We start from the raw sequence: 17,511 nt of genomic DNA on the forward strand, positions 1-17,511 counted from the left end.
AAACTGTAGTAGATTACCACGTTCTACCAATATTAAATTGGAACTGTTCTGATTTATCCCCTTCGTAGTCCTTAATCGGCTGCGCATAAGAGAAGACCAGTGGTCCAAGTGGGGACATCCATTGTAAAGCCACACCCGCAGAAGCTCGAACGTTAGATGCCTTACCATAGTCAGGCATACCTGCACGCCAAGCTGCTGGGATACTATTCCAATTCGTGTCCCATACCGTACCCGCATCAACGAACAAAGATGTACGAACTGAGTTCGAATATTTTTCATCAATAAATGGAGTAGGAGTGATTAATTCAAATGATGCTGCGTACATCGCATTACCACCAACCGCATCACTAGATGGGCTTCCCGGCTCAGGACCATCTTTTCCATTCACTTTCTTCAGGTAAACTGCTTTTGGACCGATATTATTCGAACGGAAACCACGAATGGTGCTTGAACCACCCGCATAGAAGTTTTCATAGAATGGCATTTGCTTACTACCAATACCATCACCATAACCTGCTTGTGCGCGTCCCAGAACAACCCAACTTTCGTCTTCATCCAGTGGGTAATACTGTGCTGTATCAAAGCGCAGTTTATAGTATTCGTTATCAGAGCCAGGTATTGTCACTTTAGCCGAGACGTTCGTTTTATTACCCGATGTCGGGAAGAAACCACGATTCAACGAGTTATAAGTCCAACCTAAGTTTAACGTAAAGTCATCCGCATCAAAGCTTTCTTTATTGCGTCCATTTTCTGTGACTGGTGGATTTTTACCCATAGAATCAAGGTAATCCCACATAGCAGCTTGAGCACGCATATCTGAGAGTCGGTTATGAACATAACCCGCACCAACACGGAAAGAGTTATTTTCATTGAATGGGAAGCTTAAGAAACTGTCTAAACCATACGTTTTGTTGTTATAGCCTGACAAGTCTGCATCTTTTGCACTAAAGTCGTTATAGAAAATACGACCGCCTAAGCTCACACCATTAACCGTGAAGTACGGGTCAGTAAATGAGAATTCAACGTTAGTTGAGTAATCATTTTTACTTGCGTTAATACCAACCGCGTTACCTGTACCCAACCAGTTATCTTGTGTAACCCCAACTTGGAAGCTCACACCACTTTCAGTACCAAAACCGATACCGAAGTTCATTGAACCAGTATTACGCTCTTTAACCTTGTAGATAACATCTACTTGGTCAGGACTACCAGGAACACGTTGAGTTTCAACATCAACCGTTTCAAAGTAACCAGTACGATTCAAACGTTCTTTACCGAGTTCAACAAGGTCATTTCCGAGCCATGCGCCTTCCATTTGACGCATTTCACGGCGTAAAACGGTATCTTTACTGGTGTCATTACCTTGGAAACGGATTTCACGTACATAGAAACGGTTACCTGCATCAATATTTAAATGCAATTTAACTGTTTTATCTGCATCGTTGATTTCAGGTTGTGTCATGACTCGAGGATACGCATAACCATAACGGCCAAACATATCTTTGATTTTGTTTTCCATGCTCGTCACTTGAGCACCGTTATATAATTCTCCCGGTGTGATAGTGATAAGCTCTTGGATTTCGGATAAGTGTTCCGCTGTATTACCATTAACCTCGACGCCAGATATTTTATATTGATCGCCTTCAGTGATGTTAATCGTAATATAAATGCCTTTTTTGTCTGGGGTCAGACTGACTTGCGTGGAGTCAATGTTAAAACGTGCATATCCGCGATCAAGATAAAAACTGCGCAGCGTTTCTAAGTCACCCGCCAGTTTTTGCTTCTGATATTTTTGGTCTGCAGCCAGGTTCCACCAAGGTACATCATCACGCAATTGCAGCTTATTAACTAATTCTGCTGTGGTGTAATTCTTATTACCCACAATATTAATTTGCTGAATTTGAGCTGAAACACCTTCAGAGAAAACAAATTTTAAATCCACACGATTACGCGGCAAAGGTGTTACAACAGCTTTTACTGTTGCATTATATTTACCAACGCTATAGTAAAAGTCTTCTAAACCTTTTTCGATATTCGCAATTGTCGTGCGGTCAAGTGCCTCACCAACGCGGATATTCGAAGCTTCCAAGTTCTGCTTGAGCATATCATCCTTAACAGACTTATTACCTGTAAAGGTGATACTGGCAATCGTTGGTCGTTCTTTAACTTGAACGATCAGCGTGTTTCCATCACGCAGGACCCTAACATCTTCGAAGTTACCGGTTGAAAATAGGGAACGGATCGAACGGCTGATATCATCGTTATCAACTGAATCGCCAACCCTAACTGGCATGTTCAATAATGCTGCACCAACGGCGACGCGTTGTAGACCTTCGAAACGAATGTCTTTAACTACGAATCCGTCTGAACCGTATGCAGTGGCGCTGCCGAAAAGCAGCGACGCTATGAGCAACTTTTTCATCGCCATCGTTGTTATGCGTATTCCTTACTGGTCCCCAGCTTATAAAAATTAGAAGCGAGAGAAATCATTAAAAAGTGCAAGTCCCATTAACAGAATCAATGCCATTGCACCTATCCGAAAACTAAAGTCTTGTACTCGCTCAGACACTGGACTTCCTTTAATTTTTTCAATTAATAAGAAGAGCAAGTGCCCCCCATCTAAAACAGGCAATGGAAACAGATTGATGATACCTAAATTGACACTAATAAGCGCAATAAACATCAAATAATATACCAAGCCTGACTCGGCGGATACCCCCGCACCTTTAGCGATAGATATCGGACCGCTCAAGTTATTGAGTTTGACATCCCCAACAACCAGTTTACCCATCATATTGACCGTCAACTTCATTAATTGCCACGTCTTATCACTGGCTTGGTAAAACGCAGAAAATGGCCCATATTGTTGCACCATTTTATATTCATCTGCTAACGGTAACACTGAAAGTTCTACACCTGCAAACCCAATTTTCTCCCCACGCTGTCCATTCTGGCTATCAGGGGTCAGTGTGAGTGAAATCAATTGTTGCGACCGCTGTACTTCAAGTTTTAACGGGACGCCTGGGTTATTACGAATAATGCGTGTAACTGGGTTCCAAAGACCTAATACTTCCCCATTAACACTGACTATTCTGTCGCCTTTCTGTAAGCCGGCTCGTTCACCAGCTAACCCTTGCGTCACCTTTTGGATAACGGGGTCAATCCTTGCAGAAACCGGCATTATACCTACCGACAAAATTGGATCTTGTTTCTCAGGATCAAGCTGCCAAGTCGTTAAATCAACTGTTTTTGTAATCGGCTCATTATAACCATTTGGTAATACTTGAGCTGTCAGTTCACGGTCGCCTATTTTGCCAACCAATGCTAAACGAACTGAATTCCAGTCAGGAGTTTCGATGCCATCAATGGATTTTAGTTCCATTTTTGGTTCAAAATTTGCAGTTGCCGCAATAGAACCTGGTTTTACGTCTTCAATGATAGGTTTTACGGAAGGAATACCAATCATAAAGACTATCCAATAGACAACAATTGCTAACAAAAAGTTCGCAATTGGCCCAGCACTAATAATGGCCGCTCGTTGACCTACAGTTTTATTATTAAACGCTTGATGGCGACGTTCAGGAGAGACGCTCCCCACTCGCTCATCAAGCATTTTGACATACCCCCCTAGCGGGATCATTGCCAAAACAAATTCAGTGCCATGTTTATCGACTTTGCGCCATAACGTTTTGCCAAACCCAATAGAGAAACGTTCAACATAAACACCACAACGACGAGCAACCCAGTAGTGGCCGAACTCGTGCACTGTAATTAACACGCCTATCGCGATAATAAATGCAACTAAACTCCAAATAAATCCCATGTATCTTCCTAAAGACCAAAACCGTTAAAAATTAACAAATTTAGCCCAGCAAAAACAGGAATTGCTGCTGTCAGGCTATCAATACGATCCAAGATACCGCCATGTCCAGGAATTAAGTGGCTACTATCTTTAATACCTGATTGGCGCTTAAACATACTTTCGGTTAAATCACCAAACACAGATACTATAACAACAATAATTGAAGTCACTAGCAAATAATCAGGCATCACAGGGATTGGCGCAAAGGCACTAAATAACCATGAAATTACCCCTGCAGTTATAAGGCCACCAATTAAACCTTCCCATGTTTTACCCGGTGATACCTTAGGGGCCATTTTGTTGCGTCCGATAGTTCGACCAAATGCATAAGCACCTGAATCCGCGCCCCAAACCAGCAACATGACATACAATAACCACCAAGCACCGAAGAATGTATCACTTTGATAACCAACGGTTCTTAAAACCATCATCCCACAATAGAACGGGATAATCGTTAACACGCCAAATAGCAATCGAATAATGACGGACTTACCCCATGCTGCAGAAGCAGGATAGGTAACCACTAAAATAATGGCAATTCCCCACCAAATAAGGCCTGCCCATAGGCCATACAGGATCATAGGTTCAGTAGAAAACTGATTTATATCGGAAATAGAAAATTGCATTGCGAGTAATATTGCGGTAAAAACAACCGCTAAGCCTATACGCTTAGCTTGTGAATGCCAGCCGACAAATTGCGCCCATTCCCAAGCGCCTAAAGCACAAACCGCAATCACAACAAACCCAAAATTCGCTGGAGAAAGTAAAAACAGCGCTGCAATAACAATCGGTATTAAGACTATCGCAGTAAGCAAACGATATTTCAGCACATCTTTCCCCTATTCTTTGCCCAGTTCATCATCTGATTCAGCTCCACCATAACGGCGCTCACGCTGACTAAAAGCATCAACTGCACTTTGAAACACCATTTCATCAAAATCTGGCCACAAAACGTTGGTGAAATAAAATTCCGCATAAGCGACTTGCCATAAGAGGAAGTTGCTAATACGGTGCTCCCCCCCCGTTCTTATGACTAAATCGACATTCTCTTGGTCATGCATACAAATATGGTCATCAATACTTTCTTCATTGATGTCATCAATAGAAAGCTCACCACTTTGAACCTTTGCAAATACTTGTTTTACACTGTTACTAATATCCCAGCGGCCACCATAATTCGCAGCAATATTCAGTTTTAGCCCAGTATTGTTTTGCGTTAATGCTTCCGCCTTATCAATCCTTTTTCTGAGACGTTCACTAAAACGGCTCACATCACCAATGACTTTTAGTTTTACATTGTTTTTATGTAAGTTTTTAACTTCATTATCAAGAGCAAAAACAAAGAGTTCCATTAAAGAACTCACTTCTTTCTCTGGCCTTCTCCAGTTTTCACTACTAAAGGCATACAATGTCAGCGAACTAATTTTATTTTTTACCGCAAAGCGTACAGAATTACGGACAGACTCAACGCCTGCCTTATGACCTGAAATTCTAAGTTTCCCTCTTTGTTTCGCCCATCGGCCATTACCATCCATAATGATAGCAACATGCTTAGGCATCATTGAGTCAGAGAGATTTTCACCACTAGAGTTCATTAAATATTAATCCTTGTGAGTACCACTTTGAGTATACAGACCAATAATAACTACTATTATTGAATTTGCTGATAAGACACATCCTTAAATCTCTAAGTGATACCATGTTGTTTTTCTTTTTTTAAACACGTCACATATTAAAGAGTTATTATGGCTATCAGCAACTAAATAAAACACATACCCGCTTTAAATTGTCTGAGCGATTATTTTTTCTGCATTTTTACGCGCCCATCCGTCGATTTCTAAGACCTCTTCAATCGAAACTGGTTCAGAAAAAACTTGGTTTTCTAATACATTGTGGTTGATTTTGGCGATATCCGTAAAGCGTATTTTACCTTCAAGAAATGCGGCAACGGTCATTTCATTAGCACCATTAAGTACAGTTGTCGCGGCTTGTCCTTGATGACAGGCATCGATTGCAAGCTTCAAGCAAGGATAACGTTGATAGTCAGGCTGAACAAACGTTAATGATGAAAGTGTTGCAAAATCAAGCGGTTTTGCGCCAGATACGATACGCTGGGGATAAGCCATGCTGTATGAAATCGGTGTACGCATATCTGGCGTCCCCAACTGGGCTATCACGCTACCATCTTGATACCGAACCATGGAATGAATAACAGATTGAGGATGGATAATCACTTCCATTTGCTCGGCGCTCGCATTAAAAAAATAGCAAGCCTCAATATATTCTAGCCCTTTATTCATCATTGTCGCTGAATCGACTGATATTTTTCGCCCCATCGACCAATTTGGGTGGTTACACGCTTCATCAGGTGTCACATTATCAAAATGCGATAATGGGGTATCCCTAAATGGGCCGCCTGAACCGGTTAATACGATGCTCGAAATACCCGATGCAGACAAATCAGAGAATCCTAAATTTAATTGAATAATTTCAGGTAAACTTTGGAAGATAGCATTATGCTCACTATCAATAGGAAACACAGTTGCATTGTGCTTGCGAATCTCATTAAAGAATAAACGGCCACTGGTAATTAAAGACTCTTTATTCGCTAATAATATTCTTTTACCTTTGCGTATTGCTGCTAAAGTAGGAAGTAAACCGGCAACCCCGGTAATTGCTGACATCACTTGGTCTGCATCATCAAGGCCAGCAAGGTCAATTGCAGCTTGTTTTCCTGATAAAACTTCAGTTTTACAATTATTCTCTGTCAAAATAGTTTTTAACGCTTTTGCTGATGGTTCATCCGCCATTGAGGCATATTTCGGATTAAACTCAAGGCACTGTTTCGCCATTTCAGCGACATTCTTTCCTGCCACTAAAGCAATAATTTGAAATTTTTCGGGATTTTGGCGAACAACAGAAAGTGTATTGGTACCAATTGAACCTGTAGAACCCAGGATTGTCAGACGTTTCATAGTGATTGGTTACTCTGTATTAATTCAATACTGAGATTATATCAGCTTAATGATTAGAAAAGATTTATTAATAGATATGAAAATAATAAAGCCACGCTAGCGCACACTTTTACAGTTGTTTGCTTTGGTGGCTTTATTATCATGATGGATTAAAACTCCATCAGCTCCGCTTCTTTTTGCGCTAATGACTCATCAACTTTCTTGATGTAGTTATCAGTCAGCTTTTGGATATCATCTTGTGAACGACGCTCATCATCTTCACTGATTTCTTTATCTTTCAGTAAAGCTTTTACTTTATCGTTAGCATCACGGCGCACGTTACGAACAGCAATACGGCCTTGTTCTGCCTCACCACGAACCACTTTAATTAAGTCTTTACGACGCTCTTCCGTTAATGGAGGAAGAGGAACACGGATCACCGTACCCGCTGATGATGGGTTCAGACCTAAGTCAGATGCCATAATCGCTTTTTCAATCGCAGGTGACATGCTGCGGTCAAAAACAGAAATCGCTAATGTGCGTGAATCTTCAACAGTGACGTTTGCTAATTGGCGCAGAGGCGTTGCTGAACCATAATATTCAACAGTAATACCATCTAACAGACTTGGGGATGCACGGCCTGTACGAACTTTACTAATTTGGTTTTTGAATGCTTCAAGGCTCTTTTCCATACGGTCTTGAGCATCTTTTTGGATTTCATTAATCACGTTTTCAACCCTTAAGAACTGGTTATTAAAGGCCGCGATGCGGCCTCGCTTAAATAGTCTGAATTTATATGCTAGATAATACATTTAAACTCAGGTCATGTCTCTGAGTATTAATTGTGAGAAATCAGAGTTCCTTCATTTTCACCCATAACCACGCGTCGTAAAGCGCCTGGCTTATTCATATTGAATACGCGAATCGGTAAGTTATGGTCACGTGCTAATGTGAACGCAGCCAAGTCCATCACTTTAAGTTCACGCTCTAAAACTTCTTGGTAACTCAGATTTTCATAAAGGACCGCATCTGGGTCCTTAGCAGGGTCTGCTGAATACACACCATCAACTTTTGTCGCTTTTAATACAACATCCGCTTCAATTTCAATGCCACGTAGACACGCAGCAGAGTCTGTTGTAAAAAATGGGTTGCCTGTTCCTGCAGAAAAAATAACAACACGGCCGTGACGTAACAAGCTAATAGCTTCTGCCCAGCTATAGTTATCACAGACACCGTTAAGTGGAATTGCAGACATCAGTCTTGCATTCACATAGGCGCGATGTAATGCATCACGCATTGCGAGTCCGTTCATCACAGTTGCTAGCATTCCCATGTGGTCTCCGACAACACGGTTCATGCCAGCTTGTGCCAAACCAGCACCACGAAACAGGTTACCACCGCCAATAACGACACCGACCTGTATACCCAGTTCTATGAGTTCTTTGATTTCCTGAGCCATACGATCTAAAACGCTAGCATCGATACCAAAACCTTCTGCGCCTTGTAAGGCTTCGCCACTTAGCTTAAGCAGGATACGCTGATAAACGGGTTTTGCATTGGTTGCCATGGTGTTCTGTCCTAACAGAGATTTATTGGGGTAACATACGTAGAATTATAGAATTCTACATACCTAAATTTTTAATGAGTTTAAATACAATGTTTTTATACACAATGAATTCTAGCGCTATTTATGTAAGTGACATAAACATCGATGGGAATAGACGTATATAAAACAGAGCCGCCAATTGGCGGCCCTTAGTTGATTACTTGCTCATTGCAGCAACTTCTGCTGCAAAGTCAGTTTCAACTTTTTCGATACCTTCACCAACTTCAAAACGAAGGAAACCAGAAACTGTAGCACCTTTCTCTTTCAGTAAGTCACCAACAGATTTGCTTGGGTCCATTACGAAAGGCTGGCCAGTCAGAGAGATTTCGCCAGTGAATTTGTTCATGCGACCGATAACCATTTTTTCAGCGATTTCGCGTGGTTTACCCGATTGCATAGCGATGTCTAACTGGATTTGGTGCTCGTGAGCAACAACATCAGCAGGAACATCATCTGGAGTCACATATTCAGGTTTGCTTGCAGCGATGTGCATAGCAATGTGTTTCAGTAATTCTTCGTCAGCACCTTCAGCTGCAACTAAAACACCAATACGTGCACCGTGCAGGTAGCTACCTACTTGTGCGCCTTCCAGAATAGCAACGCGACGAATATTGATGTTTTCACCAATTTTCGCAACTAATGTTGTACGAGCTTCTTCGAATTTTGCTTTCAGCGCTTCGATATCCGCATTTTTGTCAGCGACAACAGAAGCTAAAACTTCTTTACCGAATGCTAAGAAACCTGCATCTTTAGCAACGAAGTCAGTTTCGCAGTTCAGCTCAACCAGAGCACCTGTTTTACCACCGTTGAAAACTTCAGTCAGGATAACACCTTCAGCTGCAACGCGACCTGCTTTTTTAGCCGCTTTTGCTTGACCTGATTTACGCATGTTATCAATTGCTAATTCGATGTCGCCATTAGCTTCAACAAGTGCTTTTTTACATTCCATCATACCTGCGCCAGTACGTTCGCGCAGTTCTTTTACCAATGCAGCGGTAATTCCAGACATGTGATTTATTCCTCGATATTCCCCGTGGGAATATTCCCCACGTGGATAGTTCTGATTCATATATAAAAGGGGCCTAAATCAGGCCCCTTCTAACATATAGCAGTACCTGTATAGCAATACCTAAATAAGGGTTTAAACCTTATTATTCAGCTTCTACTAAGCTTTCTTCTGCTTGAACAGCCAGATCTTGTGAACGACCTTCACGAACGGTGCTTGCTACAGCGCCCAGATACAGTTTGATTGCACGGATTGCATCATCGTTACCAGGGATAACGAAGTCGATACCGTCTGGATCAGAGTTAGTATCAACGATAGCAAATACTGGGATACCCAAGTTGTTTGCTTCTTTAATAGCGATGTGTTCGTGGTCTGCATCGATAACGAACAGAGCGTCAGGTAAACCGCCCATATCTTTGATACCGCCTAAGCTGTTTTCTAACTTACCAAGTTCACGAGTACGCATCAGCGCTTCTTTCTTAGTCAGTTTGTCGAAAGTACCGTCTTGTGATTGAACTTCTAAATCTTTCAGACGTTTGATTGACTGACGAACGGTTTTCCAGTTAGTCAACATTCCGCCTAACCAACGGTGGTTAACGAAATACTGATCACAGCTGTTAGCAGCTTCTTGAACGGCTTCGCTTGCAGCACGTTTAGTACCGACAAACAGAATTTTGCCTTTACGAGAAGCAATTTTAGTCAACTCAGCCAGAGCTTCGTTGAACATTGGAACAGTTTTTTCCAGGTTGATGATATGAACTTTGTTACGCGCACCGAAAATGAAAGGTTTCATTTTTGGGTTCCAGTAACGAGTCTGGTGACCAAAGTGTACGCCTGCTTGTAACATATCGCGCATGGAAACAGTTGCCATTTAATACCTCTGTATTTAAGTAATTGGGGTTATGCCTCCACAAATCCCATGCTACCGACTCCAAAGCTGCGTTAAAACGCATAAGAGCACCCCGGTGCACGTGTCGATTTGTGTGTGTTATTACACAATTGAGTTTTAAGTTTCGCACATCCAAACTTTCATCATAAGCCACTTCATCTTGATACCATAAAATGACACTTCGATGATGCTGATAAGAAATAATATGGATTGCCGGCGCGCTTTATACCATAAAACCAACTTAGAAGCCAACTTTTGTTGTTTTTTTCGTTCACAAAAATGCCTAAAAATGGATTTAATTTAAAGCGATTCGCCTGAGCAATATTTAACCATCACTCAGGCTAATTATAGTCACTTTTTGACAAGATAAAAAAGCCTTATTTTTATTATGCCATTCTCAATGGCCTTCGTGATTATTTTGCATTTTGTGCTATTAAAAGCTCAAAATGAACAAACTCCGTACCGTTCCTTATCTACTATAAAGTGACTTCGACTTTCGGATCCGCTCGATAGCTAGTTGGCAGAAAATGCGGTGGCTGTTACCATATATCTTATCGATGTAAAATGGGCTACCTATTTTCCCCCTCTTTTTTAACATGCCATCAAATTCAATGTTGGCATGAATGGACTAAATTCATGGCTATTATTATCAAAACTGAAGAAGATATTCAGAAAATGCGTGTTGCTGGCCGCTTAGCAGCAGAAGTGTTAGAAATGATTGCTCCGCACGTTGTGCCGGGAGTTAGTACGGGTGAATTAGACCGCCTATGTCATCAACACATTGTTGATGTGCAGAAAGCTATCCCTGCATGTTTGGATTATCACGGTTTTCCTAAATCTGTTTGTATTTCCGTCAATGATGTCATCTGCCACGGTATTCCTAGCGACGATAAAATTTTGAAAGATGGCGATATTGTCAATATCGATGTCACTGTTATTAAAGAGGGTTTCCATGGCGATACCTCCAAAATGTTTATCGTTGGTAAACCGACAATTCAAGGCGAACGCCTTTGCCAAGTCACCCTAGACAGCTTGTATTTAGCTATCCGTATGGTTAAACCAGGTATTCGCTTACGTACCCTGGGCAAAGCAATTCAAGAATTTGTCGAAAAACAAGATTTCTCGGTTGTGCGTGAATATTGCGGCCACGGCATTGGGCAAGGTTTCCATGAAGAGCCACAAGTTCTGCACTATGACGCTGATGACAGTGGCGTAGTCCTGCAAAAAGGGATGACTTTTACCATTGAGCCAATGGTCAACACGGGTGATCACCGCATTCGTACCATGAAAGATGGCTGGACAGTTAAAACCAAAGACCGCGGTTGGTCAGCGCAATATGAGCACACATTAGTCGTAACAGATAACGGCTGTGAAATACTCACACTCCGTAAAGAAGAAGAGCCCTTTATCTCTGCGGTATTAGTTAACGAATAATCTTCTTCTTAGAGCCTTTTTAATCGAAGGCTCTACCTCTGTTCATTTTTATCAAAAAACCGTAAGCTGGTAGCTAACCCCTATTGCTATCAATACGGAAAGATAAAGATGACAGCCAATTCAGCTTCCTACCTATCTCCGAATCAATTTAGTCCTCATGACCTCGAATTGAATTCATTAAGACAACATGTCGATGATTTCGACCAATGGTTGGAAGAGGCTTTCAACCAAGGTAAAAATGTTGCCGATCTTATTCACTTGCGAAGTGATTACCTTGATGCGTTACTAACTCGATTATGGCAATCTTTTAAATTTGATAAGCAGCCCGATATGTCACTGATCGCCGTTGGGGGTTATGGGCGCCATGAACTACATCCACTTTCTGACATTGATATTTTAGTTTTAAGTAAAAACCCCCTTCCAGAACACATCGCTAGCGAAATAGGGCAATTTATCACGCTCTTGTGGGATTTGCGGTTTGATATCGGCCACAGTGTTCGTTCCCTTGCTGAATGTATTGAAGCCGGAAATGCGGATCTAACCACCGCAACTAACCTCATTGAATCACGGTTAATTTGTGGTGATGTCACTCTGTTTTTACAATTACAAAAAACCATTTTTAGCGATGATTTTTGGCCTTCTGCCGTCTTTTTTGCCGCAAAAATTGAAGAGCAACAAGAGCGTCATCAACGCTTCCATAGCACCAGCTATAATTTAGAACCTGATATTAAAAGTAGCCCTGGGGGATTGCGAGATATCCATACCTTACTGTGGGTCGGACGACGCCATTTTGGTGCAACTACCGTCGATGAAATGGTAGGCTTTGGCTTTCTCACTGAAGAAGAGCGCCAAGAACTCAAAGAGTGCTTAATGTTTTTATGGAAAATTCGCTTTGCACTCCATTTAGTGGTGAAACGCCATGATAATCGCCTGCTATTTGACCGCCAGTTTAGTGTGGCTCGCTTATTGGGTTATGAAGGCGAAAAAAACCAACCCGTTGAACGGATGATGAAAGATTTCTATCGCGTCACTCGCCGTGTTCGAGAACTTAATCAAATGTTATTGCAGTTATTTGATGAAGCTATTTTAACACTTAACCCCAACGAAAAGCCCCGCACTATTGATTCACTATTCCAATTACGCGGGTCATTGATTGACGTTATTGATGAAGAGTTATTTATTAAGCAGCCAGCCGCCATTTTAAAAATGTTTTATCAAATGGCTCGCTATCCAAATATTACAGGGATCTATTCCACCACATTGCGTCAGCTTCGTTATGCACGCCGCAACCTTTCAGTGCCACTATGCGAAATCCCTGAAGCCCGAAAACTGTTTATTAAAATTTTACGCCATCCCAGAGCAATCAAAGGGGCTTTTGTCCCTATGCACCTTCACAGTGTATTAAGTGCCTACACACCATTATGGGGCAATATCGTTGGTCAAATGCAATTCGACCTATTTCATGCGTATACCGTTGATGAACACACGATCCGCGTACTGCAAAAAATTGATAGTTTTACATTAGAAGAAAACCGCCGAGATCACCCTCTTTGTGTCAGTGTTTACCCCAAGTTATTGCATCCCGAACTTTTACGATTAGCTGCGATTTTCCATGATATCGCTAAAGGCCGCTCAGGGGATCACTCTGATCTCGGCTCTGAGTTTGTTTATGATTTCGCCTTACTGCATGATTTTTCTGTCAAAGAAGCTGAATTGGCTTCCTGGTTGGTAAAAAATCACTTATTAATGTCAGTGACAGCTCAACGACGAGATATTCAGGACCCTGATATTATCAAGCAATTTGCAGGAGAAGTTAAAACTGTTTCACGGCTTAACTACTTGATGTGTTTAACAGTTGCAGATATTTGTGCCACAAATAGCACGCTATGGAATAGCTGGAAACAAAGTTTAATTCGTGAGCTATTTTTATCGACAGAACACCAGTTAAATCAAGGCATGCAAAGTACCCCTGACTTACGCGAACGCATTCGTCATCACCGTTATCAAGCTTTATCATTACTGCGCCAATCATCCATCGATGAAGAGAAACTACAAAACTTATGGTCTCGCTGCCATGCTGATTATTTTTTACGTCATACGCCATCCCAATTAGCATGGCATGCTAAGCACTTACTGGCCCACGACTTGAGCCAGCCATTGGTGTTAATCAGCACGCAACCTAAGCATGGCGGAACCGAAATTTTTATTTGGTGCCATGATAAACCCCATTTATTTGCAGCTGTTGCCAGCGAATTAGATCGGCGAAATTTAAGCATTCATAGCGCTCAAATTTTCACCAATAAAGACAATATGGCCATGGATACCTTCATCGTACTGGAACCTAACGGTAGCCCTCTATCCAAAGACAGATACGACCATATCCGAAAAATGTTGTTATTAGCCGTACAGCAACCTGAAATTTCACTGCCTAAGCCACGTACCTTACCGTCAAAATTACGTCACTTTACTGTGCCAACAAAAGTGAATTTCCTGCATTCCACTAACGAACGTCGCACTTATATGGAGCTGTTCGCTTTGGATCAACCGGGGTTATTGGCTCGTATCGGTCATATTTTTGCGCAAATGGAAATTTCGCTATATGGCGCACGCATCACGACAATTGGCGAAAAAGTAGAAGATTTCTTTGTCTTAGCAGATAAAGATCACAAGGCCTTGACTAAAAATATGCAACAAGAGTTATCAGAAAGGTTGACAGAAACCCTAAAATCGAAGGATAAAATATAGCGTCCATCACATTTTTATGGTGAACGTTCACTTTTAGGTCATTTAAGAGGAAAATACAATCAATGCAGCATTTACAAGCGATCATTGAACAAGCGTTCGAAGAGCGAGCCAATATCACACCAAATACCGTATCAAGTTCGGTAAAGCAAGCCGTGCTAGATACCATAGCATTACTCGACAACGGAAAATTACGTGTCGCTGAAAAAATTGCTGGTGTTTGGGTTACCCACCAATGGCTGAAAAAAGCAGTTTTATTATCATTTCGCATTCAAGATAACCAAGTCATTGACGGTGCAGAAAGCCGTTATTTCGATAAAGTCCCGATGAAATTTGCAGATTATGACCAAGCTCGCTTCGAGAAAGAAGGCTTCCGAGTTGTTCCCCCTGCCGCGGTACGTAAAGGCGCTTATATTGCTAAAAATAGCGTATTAATGCCGTCATATGTCAACATTGGTGCCTACGTTGATGAGGGCTCGATGGTGGATACGTGGGCAACCGTTGGCTCATGTGCACAGATTGGTAAAAACGTGCATTTATCTGGTGGTGTAGGGATCGGTGGTGTACTCGAACCATTACAAGCCAACCCAACGATTATTGAAGACAATTGCTTTATTGGTGCTCGTTCTGAAGTCGTTGAAGGGGTAATTGTTGAAGAGGGCTCCGTCATTTCAATGGGCGTTTATTTGGGGCAAAGCACCAAAATCTATGACCGTGAAACAGGTGAAATCCATTATGGCCGAGTCCCTGCTGGCTCCGTAGTTGTTTCGGGTAATCTACCATCTAAAGATGGTCGTTATAGCCTGTATTGTGCAGTCATTGTCAAGAAAGTCGATGAAAAAACCCGCGGTAAAGTAGGCATTAATGAATTATTACGAACCATTGATGAATAGTTAACCCTTTATAATCTCACGCCAAACCTGTTACTGTTTTTTTATAATAAGCTTTTATAGTGAGCGACGGTAATTAGGTTAAAAAACCAAAGCTATCCCGAATCGCATACCCCCGTATGCAACTCGGGTGGCCATATCAGTGTTACCTTTTAATATTAGCGCATTAATTGCAAAGAGAAGTTTGTCAATTTCTACAAATCGCGCATAATATATCCGTGGCTTTTGCCGTTTACCTTTAATAAAACTGTATTATTTTATTTTTCATTATAATGATGCTGTTTGTGTAATAACATCATTCTATCTATCATCCAAACGAGTGGAATAGATAACTTATTAACGAGAAATAGACCGATATTGTTACGGCCTGCTCACACTATCACTTTGTTTACCGACTCTGTCTCTACAGTAAAGCGAGCTAACATGTACGATAATTTGAAAAGTTTAGGCATCAGTAACCCTCAAGACATCGACCGCTACACCTTACGCCAAGAAGCGAATAATGACATTTTAAAAATATATTTTCGCAAAGATAAAGGTGAGTTTTTCGCTAAAAGTGTAAAATTCAAATACCCACGCCAGCGTAAAACTATTGCTGACGGTAATAATAATTTCAAAGAAATTAATGAAATTAACACTAACCTGCGTTATGCCATCGAAGAACTAGACCAAATTTGCCAAACAGATCAAACTGATATTGATTTAAAACACAAAATTCTTGATGACTTACGCCATCTTGAACACGTGGTTTCAAATAAGATCGCAGAAATTGAAGCGGATCTAGAAAAACTGACCCGTAAATAATTTACAGGTGAAATGATTAATTTACTGCGCCGTAGCACTGCCAATATTTATCATTAATATAGGTAATACTACGGTGCAGACATTTTTTAGAGCAGCTCTGCCCACGCTTCAACCCAAGGCTTAGCAAACTCCTCAGGAACATCCACCTCAATTGCATCAATAAATAAAATATCACCAATACGGGTCGCTGATTGTTCAGCTAACAACTCATCAAAACGAATACCGGCCCCACAAAAGCTTTCATAGCTGCTATCACCTAAAGCAATTAAGCCATAACGCAAGTCAGGTTGATAACCGACAACATCTTTGATTTCACTATATAACGGAGCGATAGTGTCCGGTAAATCCCCTTGCCCTGTCGACGAGGTAACAATAAGCGCAATTTCATTGCCTGAATTATAAAGTTGCCAATCGTTCAAGGTGGGCTCATCAAAAACAACCACTTCATGCCCTAGCTGCTCTAAAATTTCTTGTGCTGTTTCTGCAACAGCTAAAGAGTTACCGTAGACAGTTCCAACAAAAATGCCTATTTTTGACATAACTTTCCCTCTATTTTATAGTTAACTTGATGAGTTAATAACGTTTATCCCTAATTTTTCAACTTTGCCTGACCATCCAAATTGCTCAATTAATGACAACCATTGTGTATCCCATGTGGCAACCAACGATATATTTTCTTTTGTTATTGGATGGTTTAAATTTAATACGCTGGCATGTAACATCAAGCGCGATACTGAAAAATGCGTATTCACGCCTCTATTTTGGCGTAAGTCGCCATGCTTACTATCTCCAATAATAGGATGGCGAAGGTGAGACATATGCCTTCTCAATTGATGTTTACGACCAGTTTCAGGTTTTAATTCAACCAAACTAAATCTTGATGTTTCATATCGCCCAATCGCAATGGGACATTCAACTGTTGCTATCGGTTTACAGTGGGTAACACACTCCTGCAAAACAGGCTCACGTGATGCATGCTTATCCGCAATTTTATCTAACTCTTCTAACAACGGATAATCGATGGTTTGCTCTTCAGTTAAATAGCCACGAACAATGGCATGATACACTTTTTCTAACTGATGGTTTTCAAATTGAGCCGACAACAGCCTTGCAACCTCACTCGATAATGCAAAAAGTAATATACCTGAGGTTGGCCTATCTAAGCGATGAATGGGATAAACATACTGGCCAATTTGGTCACGTAATGTTTGCATCACAAAGACGGTTTCTTTACTGTCCAGCCAACTGCGATGCACTAGCATCCCCGCGGGCTTATTCACAGCCACCATATACTCATCGTGATAAATAATTTCCAGCATCAATA

Annotated in this window: 15 protein-coding genes; 4 read left to right on the forward strand and 11 right to left on the reverse strand. The window is 41.3% G+C overall.

Translation table 11 applies throughout. The features are described 5' to 3' along the window. Nucleotides 1-13: 13 nt before the first annotated feature. The 9 genes from bamA to rpsB all read right to left on the reverse strand — a co-directional run bounded on the left by bamA (nt 14) and on the right by rpsB (nt 10,299). Nucleotides 14-2,428, reverse strand: a complete 2,415-nt coding sequence (gene bamA / locus PSF42_RS05140) for an outer membrane protein assembly factor BamA (RefSeq protein WP_125890284.1) — start codon at nt 2,426-2,428, stop codon at nt 14-16. Between the two features lie 42 nt (nt 2,429-2,470). Further along, nucleotides 2,471-3,823 carry a sigma E protease regulator RseP gene (rseP, locus tag PSF42_RS05145; protein WP_102139932.1) on the reverse strand — a complete coding sequence of 451 codons (1,353 nt, stop codon included), beginning with the start codon at nt 3,821-3,823 and terminating at the stop codon, nt 2,471-2,473. A gap of 8 nt (nt 3,824-3,831) precedes the next feature. Then, the gene (gene cdsA, locus PSF42_RS05150) at nt 3,832-4,692 is read right to left on the reverse strand and encodes a phosphatidate cytidylyltransferase (RefSeq protein ID WP_125890286.1); all 861 of its coding nucleotides are present in this window, start codon (nt 4,690-4,692) and stop codon (nt 3,832-3,834) included. 9 nt (nt 4,693-4,701) lie between these two features. Further along, complete coding sequence (gene uppS, locus PSF42_RS05155; protein ID WP_272679570.1) at nt 4,702-5,457, reverse strand: polyprenyl diphosphate synthase; 756 nt, start codon at nt 5,455-5,457, stop codon at nt 4,702-4,704. A 186-nt stretch (nt 5,458-5,643) separates the two neighbouring features. Then, entirely contained in the window at nt 5,644-6,837 is a 1,194-nt protein-coding gene (gene ispC / locus PSF42_RS05160) for a 1-deoxy-D-xylulose-5-phosphate reductoisomerase (RefSeq protein WP_125890288.1), read from the reverse strand. Nucleotides 6,838-6,986: 149 nt separating this feature from the next. Then, nucleotides 6,987-7,544: a ribosome recycling factor gene (gene frr, locus PSF42_RS05165; RefSeq protein ID WP_125890289.1), complete on the reverse strand. Its 558-nt coding sequence runs from the start codon at nt 7,542-7,544 to the stop codon at nt 6,987-6,989. 110 nt (nt 7,545-7,654) lie between these two features. After that, entirely contained in the window at nt 7,655-8,383 is a 729-nt protein-coding gene (gene pyrH / locus PSF42_RS05170) for a UMP kinase (protein ID WP_004257499.1), read from the reverse strand. Between the two features lie 196 nt (nt 8,384-8,579). Beyond that, nucleotides 8,580-9,431 (reverse strand): translation elongation factor Ts, encoded by an 852-nt coding sequence (tsf, locus tag PSF42_RS05175; protein WP_125890290.1) that lies wholly within the window; start codon nt 9,429-9,431, stop codon nt 8,580-8,582. Between the two features lie 142 nt (nt 9,432-9,573). After that, nucleotides 9,574-10,299: a 30S ribosomal protein S2 gene (gene rpsB / locus PSF42_RS05180; RefSeq protein ID WP_004257504.1), complete on the reverse strand. Its 726-nt coding sequence runs from the start codon at nt 10,297-10,299 to the stop codon at nt 9,574-9,576. Between the two features lie 654 nt (nt 10,300-10,953). Here rpsB and map point away from each other — a divergent pair. The 4 genes from map to PSF42_RS05200 all read left to right on the forward strand — a co-directional run bounded on the left by map (nt 10,954) and on the right by PSF42_RS05200 (nt 16,187). After that, nucleotides 10,954-11,751, forward strand: coding sequence for a type I methionyl aminopeptidase (map, locus tag PSF42_RS05185; RefSeq protein ID WP_166264459.1), 798 nt, complete (start codon nt 10,954-10,956; stop codon nt 11,749-11,751). A gap of 108 nt (nt 11,752-11,859) precedes the next feature. Beyond that, complete coding sequence (gene glnD, locus PSF42_RS05190; protein ID WP_272679571.1) at nt 11,860-14,496, forward strand: bifunctional uridylyltransferase/uridylyl-removing protein GlnD; 2,637 nt, start codon at nt 11,860-11,862, stop codon at nt 14,494-14,496. A gap of 62 nt (nt 14,497-14,558) precedes the next feature. After that, a complete protein-coding gene (gene dapD, locus PSF42_RS05195) occupies nt 14,559-15,386 on the forward strand; it encodes a 2,3,4,5-tetrahydropyridine-2,6-dicarboxylate N-succinyltransferase (RefSeq protein WP_213913025.1) in 828 nt (275 codons plus the stop codon). 420 nt (nt 15,387-15,806) lie between these two features. Next, nucleotides 15,807-16,187, forward strand: coding sequence for a DUF3461 family protein (locus PSF42_RS05200; RefSeq protein WP_004908747.1), 381 nt, complete (start codon nt 15,807-15,809; stop codon nt 16,185-16,187). 86 nt (nt 16,188-16,273) lie between these two features. Here the strand turns inward: PSF42_RS05200 and PSF42_RS05205 are convergent, their stop codons facing one another. Together PSF42_RS05205 and truC are read right to left on the reverse strand one after the other, a co-directional pair. Then, nucleotides 16,274-16,726, reverse strand: coding sequence for a flavodoxin (locus PSF42_RS05205; RefSeq protein WP_248466938.1), 453 nt, complete (start codon nt 16,724-16,726; stop codon nt 16,274-16,276). A gap of 21 nt (nt 16,727-16,747) precedes the next feature. Beyond that, nucleotides 16,748-17,506 carry a tRNA pseudouridine(65) synthase TruC gene (gene truC, locus PSF42_RS05210; RefSeq protein ID WP_272679572.1) on the reverse strand — a complete coding sequence of 253 codons (759 nt, stop codon included), beginning with the start codon at nt 17,504-17,506 and terminating at the stop codon, nt 16,748-16,750. Nucleotides 17,507-17,511 lie beyond the last annotated feature (5 nt).

Origin of the sequence: Providencia sp. PROV032, from assembly GCF_028484875.1 — a bacterium.
Taxonomy (GTDB): Bacteria; Pseudomonadota; Gammaproteobacteria; order Enterobacterales; family Enterobacteriaceae; genus Providencia; species Providencia rettgeri_E.

Bases quoted from the DNA above. Each gene is read 5' to 3' on its own strand.
- bamA (WP_125890284.1), bottom strand. From the start codon at position 2,428: ATGGCGATGAAAAAGTTGCTCATAGCGTCGCTGCTTTTCGGCAGCGCC.
- rseP (WP_102139932.1), bottom strand. From the start codon at position 3,823: ATGGGATTTATTTGGAGTTTAGTTGCATTTATTATCGCGATAGGCGTG.
- uppS (WP_272679570.1), bottom strand. From the start codon at position 5,457: ATGAACTCTAGTGGTGAAAATCTCTCTGACTCAATGATGCCTAAGCAT.
- ispC (WP_125890288.1), bottom strand. From the start codon at position 6,837: ATGAAACGTCTGACAATCCTGGGTTCTACAGGTTCAATTGGTACCAAT.
- pyrH (WP_004257499.1), bottom strand. From the start codon at position 8,383: ATGGCAACCAATGCAAAACCCGTTTATCAGCGTATCCTGCTTAAGCTA.
- tsf (WP_125890290.1), bottom strand. From the start codon at position 9,431: ATGTCTGGAATTACCGCTGCATTGGTAAAAGAACTGCGCGAACGTACT.
- rpsB (WP_004257504.1), bottom strand. From the start codon at position 10,299: ATGGCAACTGTTTCCATGCGCGATATGTTACAAGCAGGCGTACACTTT.
- map (WP_166264459.1), top strand. From the start codon at position 10,954: ATGGCTATTATTATCAAAACTGAAGAAGATATTCAGAAAATGCGTGTT.
- glnD (WP_272679571.1), top strand. From the start codon at position 11,860: ATGACAGCCAATTCAGCTTCCTACCTATCTCCGAATCAATTTAGTCCT.
- dapD (WP_213913025.1), top strand. From the start codon at position 14,559: ATGCAGCATTTACAAGCGATCATTGAACAAGCGTTCGAAGAGCGAGCC.
- PSF42_RS05200 (WP_004908747.1), top strand. From the start codon at position 15,807: ATGTACGATAATTTGAAAAGTTTAGGCATCAGTAACCCTCAAGACATC.
- PSF42_RS05205 (WP_248466938.1), bottom strand. From the start codon at position 16,726: ATGTCAAAAATAGGCATTTTTGTTGGAACTGTCTACGGTAACTCTTTA.
- truC (WP_272679572.1), bottom strand. From the start codon at position 17,506: ATGCTGGAAATTATTTATCACGATGAGTATATGGTGGCTGTGAATAAG.